Annotated in this window: 7 protein-coding genes; 6 read left to right on the forward strand and 1 reads right to left on the reverse strand. The window is 38.6% G+C overall.

The window, feature by feature from the left end:
* Window positions 1-7 precede the first annotated feature (7 nt).
* A complete protein-coding gene (locus CCE82_RS06655) occupies window positions 8-898 on the forward strand; it encodes a VOC family protein (protein ID WP_086428633.1) in 891 nt (296 codons plus the stop codon).
* Between the two features lie 227 nt (window positions 899-1,125).
* Window positions 1,126-2,316, forward strand: coding sequence for an MFS transporter (locus tag CCE82_RS06660; protein WP_086428634.1), 1,191 nt, complete (start codon window positions 1,126-1,128; stop codon window positions 2,314-2,316).
* Window positions 2,317-3,163: 847 nt separating this feature from the next.
* Here CCE82_RS06660 and CCE82_RS06670 read toward each other — a convergent pair.
* Window positions 3,164-8,074, reverse strand: a complete 4,911-nt coding sequence (locus tag CCE82_RS06670) for an endo-alpha-N-acetylgalactosaminidase family protein (RefSeq protein ID WP_086428636.1) — start codon at window positions 8,072-8,074, stop codon at window positions 3,164-3,166.
* Between the two features lie 435 nt (window positions 8,075-8,509).
* On the opposite strand from CCE82_RS06670, the gene CCE82_RS06675 reads away from it, so the two are divergent.
* Genes CCE82_RS06675 through CCE82_RS06690 form a run of 4 tightly spaced genes read left to right on the forward strand, consistent with a single transcriptional unit; the run spans window position 8,510 to window position 12,244 of the window.
* The gene (locus CCE82_RS06675; RefSeq protein ID WP_086428637.1) at window positions 8,510-9,220 is read left to right on the forward strand and encodes a GntR family transcriptional regulator; all 711 of its coding nucleotides are present in this window, start codon (window positions 8,510-8,512) and stop codon (window positions 9,218-9,220) included.
* Window positions 9,221-9,248: 28 nt separating this feature from the next.
* Window positions 9,249-10,364, forward strand: coding sequence for an SIS domain-containing protein (locus tag CCE82_RS06680; RefSeq protein WP_086428638.1), 1,116 nt, complete (start codon window positions 9,249-9,251; stop codon window positions 10,362-10,364).
* 6 nt (window positions 10,365-10,370) lie between these two features.
* Complete coding sequence (locus CCE82_RS06685) at window positions 10,371-11,309, forward strand: 1-phosphofructokinase family hexose kinase (protein WP_086428639.1); 939 nt, start codon at window positions 10,371-10,373, stop codon at window positions 11,307-11,309.
* Window positions 11,303-12,244: a tagatose 1,6-diphosphate aldolase gene (locus CCE82_RS06690; RefSeq protein ID WP_086428640.1), complete on the forward strand. Its 942-nt coding sequence runs from the start codon at window positions 11,303-11,305 to the stop codon at window positions 12,242-12,244. Before CCE82_RS06685 ends, CCE82_RS06690 begins: the two co-directional genes overlap by 7 nt.
* Window positions 12,245-12,247: the final 3 nt, after the last annotated feature.

A 12,247-nucleotide genomic window follows, 5' to 3' on the forward strand; every position in this document is an offset into this window, starting at 1 on the left:
AGAGATAATGGAACCGATTAAAAATATCCATCATATCTCAGCAATTGTAGGACATCCAAAAGAAAACAAAGATTTTTATGAAAAAGTGTTGAACTTACGTTTAGTCAAAAAAACAGTGAATTTTGACGATCCAGGTACGTATCATTTATATTTCTCAAATGATAATGTAGACCCAGGTACAATTATGACATTCTTCCCATGGGCTAACGCTTATGACGGTCGTGTGGGTAGCGGTCAAGTGGGTCGTATCGCATTCAGAATTCCTAAAAACTCTAAAGATTACTGGATTCAACGTTTAAACGACAACAATGTTGAAACGACAGAAACAGAACTTTTCCGTCGTCCAACAATCGAGTTTGAAGACATTCATGGTCTTGACTTAGCATTAGTTGAAAGCGATGAAGAAAGTGACACAAACAAAATTCTTGGTTTCCACGGTTCTGTATTATTATCATTACGTCCTGTAGAAACTTTAAAAGAACTTGTTGACGATTTAGGTTTAACAGAACTTGAACACGATGCAGATTACTTCCACTTTGAAACAGCAGGAGATTTGAAACATCACATCATTATCCCTAAATCACCACTTCCAGAAGGTCGCTGGGGTGTCGGAACAGTTCACCATATCGCTTGGTCTGTAGACAATGATGAACAACACCTTGCATGGCAAAAATATTTAATGTCACAAGGTTATCACGTGACAGAAGTGAAAGATCGTAACTACTTCAAAGCAATTTACACTAAAGAACGTGGCCACATTATTTTCGAATTTGCGACAATTCCTCCAGGTTTTGATCGTGATGAACCAAAAGATCAATTAGGTCAAAAAATTATGTTACCACCTCAATATGAAAGTCAAAGAGAAGCATTGTTAGCCAATCTTCCTGACTTAGATTAATTGAGTCGTGGCATGACATTGAAATAAAAATTAAAGCCAATGAAAATCAACCTTCATATTGATTTTCGTTGGCTTTTTACATATGGATTCAAAATCATCCGTATCTACAAATAATATAAAAATAAAATAATGAATGGTTGTAAATCAAATTTAAATTGTTACACTTTTGACAAAATTCAGGGGCTGTGGGATAAATAGTATAAGGTTTTAGCGAGGAGAGAAACATCATGAGTATTAGAACAGTCAGCTTGATCTTATTTAACATCGTCTCATCTATAGGTTCACGTATATTTAGTTTCGCATGTGCATTTTACATATTACAACATACGGACAATACAGCCTGTTACACGATTTATTTAACGGCGATTGTCATTTCCACGCTTGTGACAGCTCCATTACTAGGTATTTTTTCTGATCGCTATCATAATAAACTGATGGTCATTATTGCACAGTTATTAAATGTCATTTTTCTATTTATATTCACCATTGCATTTGACATGTTCTTTAACTACATTGTCATTTTAGGCATTATTCTCAATATGACAGATGTCACTATCCGAACGTTTATCGATGTCAATGTGAATCATATTGTAAAAGAAGACTTCGAGCGTTACATATCATTAAGTCAAACTATCAATACGACGATTCATTTTCTAGCACCTATGATTGGGGGAATCACGATTGCTTTCTTTAATATCGAAACTTTAGCGCTTCTCAACCTTGTGACAGCAGGCCTTGCCATCCTTTTTGTATTAAACTTACCATTAGATAAAGCATTAGCAATAGAAAGTATATCGATTAAAGAAAGTTGGCGAGAAGGTTATCAATATTTAAAGCGTAAGAAACCGTTGCGCCATTTATTCATCATGATGATTGCATTAAATTTTTTAATCACCGTCTTTTCAATAGGTATGCCCATCATAGCCGTCCAATTGATGCAGCTGACAGCACCTCAATTTGGCATCGTTGTGTCAGGTTATACAGTCGGAATGTTAGCATTCTCGTTTTTATTGACGAAAGAACCTGAAAAAGACCATTTGAAGTCAACATATCAACGTGCAATGCTGTTACAATGTGTGACGATATTGATTTTAGGTATCATGGCATCATTTGGAATGAACACGATTGTGGCAACACTGTTTTTCTTTATATTGAATGGCTTTATGGGCTTGTCTCAACCACTGGGGACAATACCGACATCGGTTTACTTGCAAGAGGCCATTGAAGATAAATATCAAGGACATGTGATGACATTAAAACAGACACTCCTTGAAATGTCGTCCCCAGTTGCGCTATTGTTTTTCGGAGTCGTATTGAACTATCACCAAGCTGTTGTTTATTTTATCGTTGTCGTATTGATCTTGGCACTGTATATATTTTTTAGTCGTATGGTTAAAAAGGGTTTTCGATTTGAATAAAATCGGAATAAGTTGATACATTCACTATGTCTATATTGGGATTGCTGAACCGTGCTGTGCTTCTCCTTACTTTTTTAATAATCTGTTAACTTAATGGCTAACAAAACAAAAATTGGTAGCTATATGTTAAGATACAATTAACTATCATTAATAGACGGTAGGTGTTCAATATTGAAAAAAAGCAAAAAAAACGAAAAATTTTTTGACACAGAAAATAAATTTAACATTTTTTTGTCTATTCCTGATTTCTTTGTAACTATATTAAAAATTATAAAAAGCTTCTTTATTTGAAAAATCAGATCTGAAGTTACAGATCTGATTTTTATAATAATTTATTTTCGGCGTGTACTTCCAGATAACGGAAGAACCCATCCAATTAAAAAGCGTAATAAAGGACCCATCCCATTCATTCCTTCCTCTTATAATTATTATCTTCTCCAAGAACGAGTTACAAATTGAACACCAGTCCAAAGCCACTTTGTAAGACCAATTATACAATTTTTCCCTCCTTACAATATTATATCAACATGGTTTTTCGAAATATAAAACACTTCAATACATTGAAATAAAATTATCATATAAAGAAAGTTGTTGAGTATAAAATTACAATGGTGCTTATTAAAAAATAAAAAGTCGAAACCAAATTTAATATATGATTTCGACTTTTAATCTGAAATTAGAGAATATAATTGGAATTACTCAAAATGTTTACATCTACAACTCAATATAAAGAAACCAATTTTACGTTTCCTGAGTGATGTAACTCACCAATGCTTCAAAAAGATGACGCATTGGTGAGTTGGAGGTTAAGTTTCCTTTCCTACATAATCATATTGTGTTGTGTGCTTTATTTCTCTTTACGTTGGCGTCTGAATCCGAATGTTGTCAAGATTGCGCCAACCATCATCGCCATTAAAGGTCCACGTGTATTCTGAGTCGTATCCCCAGTTTTTGGTAATTCAGCAAGCTGTGCATCTGGTAATGGTTGTGTCGCGACACTGTCAACTTGAACGTTTGCTTGTTGCGTTGGTGCATGGTCCATACCGTGTTGCATAGGTGCTGCCATTTGGTGCATTGGTGCTTCTGCTGGTGTCATTGAAGCTATCGCATGAGACTGCATCATATGTGCATCCATTGTTTTAGATGCGACATTACTCATTTTTGGATCCATTTTCGTCGCATGATTTGGCATAGCGCCTGACGTATTTGTTAATGTTGTTTTGACGTGATTGGGAGTTTCTTCGTTTGTCGCCATTGCTGCTGTTGCGTCTACAGTGTCCGCTTCGGAAGATGTTACAGTCGGTGCTACAGTAGTACCATCTGTTTCGTTAGCGTGACTGACAGGAACATCGTTGTGCTCTGTTTGACCTTCCGCGTTAGGCGTGTCTTCAGTGCTTGTTCCCTTAACATCAGAACTTGTGTCAGTATTGTTGTTCGCATCTGTCACGTCATTGTGATCGCTCGGTGCAACAATAGTCGGATTTGAATTTGTGTCATGACTATTATTTTCAGCAGTCGTGTTTGAACTATCGCCTTTATCACTTGGTGGTGTGTTGCTGCTATCATTATCAACTTCACGGATAGAAAGGTTGTCGAGGATGAAATCTTTCGTACCTTCGAAGTTAACTTGGCTCGCATCTTTCACACCTCTCGTATCAGGTTGTGTTTTGGTTGAATAAATACCAATCCAAGTTTGACCATTTTCATCGCCTGTCACTTTGAAAGTCACACGTTTTGCTTTGCCACCATCGATTGTATTTTTCAATGGTGTTGTTTTAAAGTCGCGATTTTTAGAAATGTCACCACTACCTGTCGCAAATGCATACGTATCATCAGATCCAGCTTCATAGTCAAATGATACTTCATACGTTTTTCCTGGTTCGAAATGGAAGTTTTGCGGTATTGTTTGGATTACCATTTTATCTTTGCCTGTTTGACCGTTCACCTTAAGCGACCATTTGCCGTCAATCACGTCATCTACACGTTTATTGTTCCAACCGCGTTGTGTGTATGGCGCATTTTTCTCAGATAAGTGAATACGATTATCTTCAACGCCTTCTACTTCTGATACGACGAATGGGAATAAACCTTGTGGTACATTTTCAAAGTCTTGTGTGAATGTACCGTTTTGAAGTAGGTTAGAACCATTTTCTAGGACGCGAATATCATCGAAATAAGTGGCACCTTTACCCGGATCGCGTTGGATGTTGAAGTCCACTTTACCATCTTCTGGAGTGACAAAGTATACGTACATATTTTGGAAATAACTGCCGCCATTTTTAAATGTTGCAGCATTATTATTGTGTGCGTCTGCTTTGACATAGTTTTTTGCGATAGATTGTCCGACCTCATTGCTTGCGAGTGTTTCGCCATTATGTGTCACTGAAATGTGTGATGCAGCCTCACTTCGGTTATCGACGCCGACATATAACGCGTAACGTTGACCAGGTGTTAATCCTGTTAATTGTTGAGTTAATTTCGTATTTTTTGTCGGGCTATCAATTTTGAGCATTTCATTCGATGTTGTTGATTTTTCGATGCTCACTTTATCTTTTTCACCCTCGATTGTCCAAGGTGTGAGTTTTTGTGAGTTAAAGCCTGCATCTTTTATGTGCATGTCTTCACTCCAGTTGACATCTGTGTTATCAGGTTGTGCCACTTTATAAACGACATAAGGTGTGTCCGCTTTAATATTATCGAGTGTCACTTGGTGGTCTTTGACAGCAATCGTACGTGGTGAAACGCGACCTGTCTCAGTTAACTCATAAAGGACGACTTGGTCTGTATCCCATGACTCAGGGAGCTGCCAAGTTGTTGATCCTCCTTTTTTGTTCCAGTGATATAATTTTTCGCTATCGCCAGTTAAAGGTTGACCATTTGAATCCCAATCCCATGGTAATAAATAGGCGTCACCATCTAGTACAGTGCGACCGTTCAACTCAATCGTACGTGAGCGGTAGTTATCAATATCATTTTTATAGTCATTTGATTTACGTTTTACAGTAACTTTATCGCCGGCTTCATTTTCTAAATCAACTTGCATTTCCGGTGTCCAGTTAATCGTTTGACCATTTGCAGTCATTTCAACAGGGTCACCATCGACGATACGCATCACTTTATAATGTTGTAAAAACTTCGTCGGTAAGTCGACGTTGAAAATGTTTTTAATATAAGCCGAATAATCGTTTCGACCTTGCCAACCTTCAAAGTCTTTCATATCATAGCCGCCAAGAAGTGGGAAGTCGGCTGCACCTGAATATTGTGGATAGTTACCCACCCATGAGTCTTTTTGATGGTTACGTAAAAAGCGAGCCACTTCTGAGTTAATCCCTTTATTTTGGTACGTACCATAAGTTAAATCTGCTGCCCAGTGTTGGAATGTTGAGTCATACTCCATACCGTGACCCCATTCAACGCCAACACGCCAACCTAAGTCATTGATTTCCTTCGCTAACTGGTGTGATGGCCAAGCACTGTTATCACCAGATTGTCCGTTACCCCATACATCGACGTAAATAAAGTCGAGATCATCGCCAACAATTTGTTTCAGTGCTTCGAAACGTTCTTTACGTCCGTGTGTTAAATCATAGTCTGCATCGATGTCAAAGCCTTGGTCGAGCCAGTTCCAACCATACATATAACTGCCGTCTTCATTTTTTCTTAAAAGGTCAGGGTTAAACGCTTTAGATTCTGGATAAGTTTCAGAAGCGTTAATATGGAGACCGAAACGTGCCCCATAATTTGCCCCTTTTTGAAGTAACGTTTTGAAATCTTCCACGCCACCTATACGTTGACCGATATTGTCATAATCTAAATGGCCAGAGTCGTGACCTTCACTGTTATAGCCTTTTAATAAAATCGATTGTCCTAAACCATCTGTGTTGAGGTAGAATTTTTTCACACCATCCAATGTTTTTAAGAATGGATTTTGTGCCTGTGAACCAAAATTCATCGCGATACGATAACCTACGAGATCCGGCACTTCTTCTGCGCCATATGGGTTGTTCATAATCGTACGGTAAGCAATCGCACCGTCTTGCCAGTTGATCTCGCCATCTTTGTTTTCATCTTCAGCAATCGCTATTTTGACATGTGGTAATAAGCCCTGTGATTTCGCATCTGGATGTTCAGCATCTTTTTGGATAATCCAAGGCATAGAACCTAAACCGACAGCGACGCCGTTATCTGTTTCTGTAGACTGGGCATTGACACGTAAAAAGTCCTGGTCACCACCAAAGCCGATTTGTGCGTTACTCCATAATCCTGCGCTGTAATCATCATTTGACACGAAACCATACATCATAAAGTCATTAAAATTATTTTTGAAATTTTCATCAATGTTGTACGACTTATCGCCGCTTTGCATTGTATTCGTCGACATTTTAGTTGTTTGAAGCTTGGCATTTTTTTGTTGATTATTCACTGATACGAGCGATTGACTCACAAAGCCGAAGTTACGAATAATATTTTTCGGATCTTTGTTGTTGTTTGTATAATCTGTCATCTGTAAATCGACCGTATTGTCAACAATAGATAAACGAAATTTGAAGTTCGCATCGATAGAATGTGAATCATTTTGTGCAGTTAAATCATATTCAGCAGTGTGATCATCAATTTTCTTGTATTTCACTGTTGGTGTTACGACTTCACCATTCACGATGACTTGACGGGCATCTGTCACTTGGGCGTCGACTTTTTTACCATTTTTCAATGTGTAATATTTAACAGCAGGGAATGTTTTGTCAATTGTTGCTGTCATATCTTTTGAGCTCAGTTGATCGACGGCATCATCTTGTTGTTTCGTTGCTGCACGAGTCATCGTTTTTTTCGGATCTGCTGTTGTTGTGTTGTCACGTGGCGGTGTAGCGACATTTTCTTTTTCTACTGTACGCGCATCTTCAGGTTGATCTTGTGAAGGTGAAGAGGATTGTGGATTGCTGTCGACACTTTCCGTTGTGACATTTGTCTCCTCTGTCGCGTCTGCTTGTTGTGCATACGGTGTCGGCGCAGTTTGGCCATCATTTTGTTGCACTACATGTCCGTCCTTTGATGTTGGAGAAGGATCAACATTTTCAGGTTGTGCCTCAGTAGATGGTCCTTGTGTTGTTGCTTCAGTTGACGGCGATGGTCCTGGTTGTTTTTGTGATGTTGCCGCATCTGTCTTTGTTTTGTCTACTGTTTGCTCATCTGTATTTGCTTGATTTTGAGTAGTGTCTGTTTCCGCTACAGGTGTAGAATCTTTGGAAGGTGTTTCAGCTGTTGCATCATCAGCGGGCTTTTGTTGCTCTGCTTCTTGAGGTGTTTCAGACTTTGGTTGTTGTTTGTTGTCTGTAGTGGATTGTTCCTCAGCTGTTTGTTGTGCTTCAGAAGGTGTCGGGTTTTGACGCGCTGTTGCGTCATTAGTTTTTGGTGCGTCTGTGACAGGAGGTGCAGTTGTTGGATCTGCTGTTTGCGTTGCACTTTCATCTTGTGTTGTTTGATCCGTTTTGGTCTGTGCTTGATCTTGAGATGGTGTTATTTCATCCGTTTGCTTAGTTGACTCTGTTGTCGTGTCTGCTTTAGATTGCGTTGTGTCAGTTGACGAAGTGTGAGAAGCAGCCGTCTCTGCTCGATTCGTTTCTGTTTGAGCAGGTGTAGCTGTTTCAGCGGCAGATGCAGTTGTGTCAAGTGTTATAAATAATGTCACACCTAATAATACAGATGAAGTCCCAATTGCATATTTCCGGATACCATAGTTTTGTTTCTGTTGATTTAACATTTGTCTATGCACTCCTCATAAGATTAATTGAATTGAATATATAATGATTATTTATCTTTGTAAACCTTTTCAACCTCGTCATATTGGCTTTTTTGGCAGGTTGTAGGTTAGGAATTAATACCACTTTTTAAACACTTTTCAGATCTTTTGGAGTGACAAAAAATGTACACAGCGACATAGTTTAGTACGATTGTTCATTAATGCGCAAACTAATTATTTTTTAGAGTGGTTATAACCAGAAAATAATGTAAAAAAATTTTTTTGAGCAACGATTTTGAAAAGGTTTTCAAAAAGTGCAACAATAATGCTGTAAGTTGCCATATACAATGTTGTAGGCTGTTTGTTTGAAGAACAAAAATTAAAATTAAAGCCTTTACAAAAATAGCAAGAGTCTTTATAATTCAAGGTGGTTATAACCAGTAGGCGGTGAATATCATGTCTGAAAAATTACCATTGTACTATCAAGTGTACAAAGGGATTCATAGTCGTATTAAAGCTGGTGAGTATAAAGAAGGGGACAAAATACCATCAGAACGTAAGCTGTGTGAGCAGTTTGGTGTGAGTCGAATTACTGTGCGTGAAGCATTAGATCGTTTGGAAAAAGACCACGTCATTAAACGCGAACACGGTAAAGGATCCTTTGTGCTAGGTAGTCAATACACACAGTTTTTAAACGAGCTTTATAGTTTTAAAGATGAAATAGAAAAAAATGGTGATGAGGCGAGTACAAAAATGTTAAGCATTAAACTCATACCATCCACCACTTTTTTACAAGAAAAAATGAACCTGAAACCCTATCAATATGTTTATGAATTAAAGCGTTTACGACTTTCCAATGATATTCCTCTCATTTACGAGGTGAGTTATTTGCCAATGCGTTTTTGCGAAGGGCTCGAACAATTTGATTTTAATCGTGTCTCTTTATATGAAACGCTTAATCGTCATTACGGTTTGCAAATTACGAATGCTTGTGAAAATTTGACGGCGAGTAAGTTGAGTAAAGAACATGCGAAGTTGTTGAACGGTGTTGTTGATGACAGTTGTATGTTTATTGAACGCTTTAGTTATGTAGGCGAAGATTTGATTGAGTTTACACAGAGTATTGCAAGTGGCCATAAATATAAATACACGGTGCAATTAATGTAATCATTAAAATGATATGGGAGGTAGTATTGTGTTACATGAAACAGATACTTATCGAGAAATAAAGCAACAACCACAAACTTTGAAAAAAACGTTTGATATTGTTCAAGCGCAACAAGAAGCATTTGGTCAATTTGTGAATCACATTGAACAAGCGCATGCAGGAAAAAAATTAAAAGTGCTTTTCACAGGTGCGGGCTCAAGCGCCTATGTGGGTGACGTCGCACGTATGGCACGCAACACAGCGGTGATGTCAAACTTTGAATTTGAATCTGTACCAACGACACATTTTGTGACAGACCCACAACTTTATATTGATGACCAAACAGCGTATCTCGTTGTGTCGTTTGCGCGCTCGGGTAACAGTCCAGAAACGAAAGCGACAGTCGAATTTGTGAATGAACTTTCTCAAAATGTTTATCACTTATTCATTACAAATAATAAAGACGGCTTCTTAGGGGCATACGAAGCGGATAAAGACAATGTGTTCAAAGTGATTCTCCCTGAAGAAACGAACGACAAGTCACTGGCGATGACATCAAGCTTTTCATCGATGTTATTTGCGAGCTACTTACTTTTCGGTGGTACAGTAAGCCCACAATTTTTCGAGATTGCAGCGTCTAACTTTGATTGGCTCGAACAACAAGCACAAGCTGTGAATGCACTTGAATTTTCGAAAGTGTTTTACGTAGGGACAGGCTTGATTGGTGAGTTAACAAAAGAAGTGAGCTTAAAATTGAACGAATTAACTGCTGGCCAAACAGAAATAGCACGTGAAACAACGTTAGGTTTTAGACATGGTCCTAAAGCAGGTTTAAGTAAAGACGCTATTTTCATTATGATGCGTAGTAATGGGGCATACCATCGTCAATATGAAGATGACTTAATCAAAGAAGTTGGTGAAGTGAAAGATCGTTACAAAATGTATATTTTAGACGGTCAAAATGATGCGGGCGAGCATACAGTACAGCTTCCACAATCTGAATCATTAACAGATATGGAACTTGCGCTTCAATATTTAATGTTTGGCCAGTTACTTGCTGCACAACGTTCTGACGCATTAGGTTTAAATCCCGATAATCCAAGTCCAGACGGCTTTATCAACCGTGTTGTTAAAGGGGTAACAATTTATCCAGTTAAAGGGTGAGTAACAATGATTGCAACACATACATTTAATCCATCTGTTGACATAACGTACCAAATTGACCCGCTTATTGTCGGCGAGGTGCATCGTGTTAAACAGAAAATCGAAAATCCAGGTGGCAAAGGTATTAATGTGACGAAGGTGTTACATCAACTTGGCGCAGCGCATTGTGCTTTCGGTTATGTCGGAGGTGCGAATGGGCAGTGGATTGATGAAACATTGAAAGAGATGGGCATTACTCGTGCTTTTACGTTCATCAAGGGACAAACAAGGCAAAGTTTGGCGTTGAACGATGGCGAATCGCAAACGGAAGTACTCGAACAAGGTCCGACGATTTCAGAGCATGAGCAACAAGCTTATTTTGAGACAGTCACAAAACATGCTAAGGATGCGAAAGTGATGACCATTAGTGGTAGTTCACCACAATTTGAAACGCATTCGAAATTTGACCACATGGCGCGTATTCTGAGTGCATTTGCGCATACGTACAATATTGTAGATACACATGCGGGCGAGTTGAAGGCGTTGTTAGAAGCCGAGTTGCCAATTCACTGTATTAAACCGAACCAATCTGAATTTGAAATGTTAGTCAATCGTGAAAATTTGACGATTGATGCATGCGCACGTTTACTGCAGACGCATCCGTACTTTAAAAATTGTGATGTCTTTTTAACGTTAGGTGGAGATGGCGCACTTGTGAAATGGAAATCAGACATTTATCGTGCGACATTGCCACATAAAGATATTGTTAATCCGGTCGGTTCGGGTGATTCTACTGTAGCAGGTATTGCTTACGGTGTGGATCAAGATTTAGAGCCTGAAGCGTTGATTCGTCAAGCTTTAGCATGTGGCACATCGAATGCTTTACAAGAAAAAACAGGTTTTATTGATGTCAACCAAGTCGCTGAAATTAAAACTGAAATAGAAGTGGAGAGATATGCATGGTAAAAGATTTAAGTCGTTTAGTAGATGAGAACGGAATTTATGCAGCAGTTGCAGTAGACCAACGTGGCGCATTAAGAAAGTTATTAGGGGACACAGCAACACCAGAAAACATGTCATTGTTTAAGAAAATGGTGGCTGAAGTGTTAACGCCACACGGTTCTAGCTTTTTAGTAGACCCTGAATACGGACTAGATGCTGCAAAAGCAAAAGATGCGAACGCAGGTTTAATCTTATCTTATGAACAAACAGGTTATGATAAGTCTCGACCTGGACGTTTGCCTCGCCTTATTGAAGACCAAAGCGTACACCGTCTTGTAGAAGCAGGTGCAGACGCTGTGAAGTTCTTACTTTACTATGACGTAGATGAATCAGATGAAATCAATCAAAAGAAACAAGCGATGATTGAGCGTGTAGGTACAGAATGTCAGGCTGAAAACATTCCATTTTTACTTGAAATTTTAACGTATGATGACAGTATCGGTGACGAAAAAGGTGAAGCATTTGCGAAAGTTCGTCCACACAAAGTCAACGAAGCAATGCGTGTATTCAGTGAACCACGCTTCCAAGTGGATACATTGAAAGTAGAAATACCAGTGAACATGAACTTTGTTGAAGGATTTGGAGACAAAGCAGTCATGACACAAGCAGAAGCAGCAGAAGCGTTTAAAGCGCAAGATGCAGCAACAAACATTCCTTATATTTACTTAAGTGGTGGCGTATCTGCACAACTATTTATGGATTCACTTCAATTTGCAGCTGATCATGGGGCACGTTTCAACGGTATTTTATGTGGCCGTGCAACATGGAAAGGTGCGACAACAGCATTTGTTGGTTCAGGTGAACAAGAAGCTAAAGCATGGTTGGAAAGTGAAGGGCTTGATAACTTGACAGCACTTAATGAAGTGAATGTGAAAACAGCAACACCAATTCAATCTTAATGA

Source organism: Staphylococcus cornubiensis (genome assembly GCF_900183575.1).
GTDB classification, from domain to species: domain Bacteria; phylum Bacillota; class Bacilli; order Staphylococcales; family Staphylococcaceae; genus Staphylococcus; species Staphylococcus cornubiensis.

Coding starts and splice junctions, on each gene's coding strand:
- CCE82_RS06655 (WP_086428633.1), top strand. CDS start 8: ATGGAACCGATTAAAAATATCCATCATATCTCAGCAATTGTAGGACAT.
- CCE82_RS06660 (WP_086428634.1), top strand. CDS start 1,126: ATGAGTATTAGAACAGTCAGCTTGATCTTATTTAACATCGTCTCATCT.
- CCE82_RS06670 (WP_086428636.1), bottom strand. CDS start 8,074: ATGTTAAATCAACAGAAACAAAACTATGGTATCCGGAAATATGCAATT.
- CCE82_RS06675 (WP_086428637.1), top strand. CDS start 8,510: ATGTCTGAAAAATTACCATTGTACTATCAAGTGTACAAAGGGATTCAT.
- CCE82_RS06685 (WP_086428639.1), top strand. CDS start 10,371: ATGATTGCAACACATACATTTAATCCATCTGTTGACATAACGTACCAA.
- CCE82_RS06690 (WP_086428640.1), top strand. CDS start 11,303: ATGGTAAAAGATTTAAGTCGTTTAGTAGATGAGAACGGAATTTATGCA.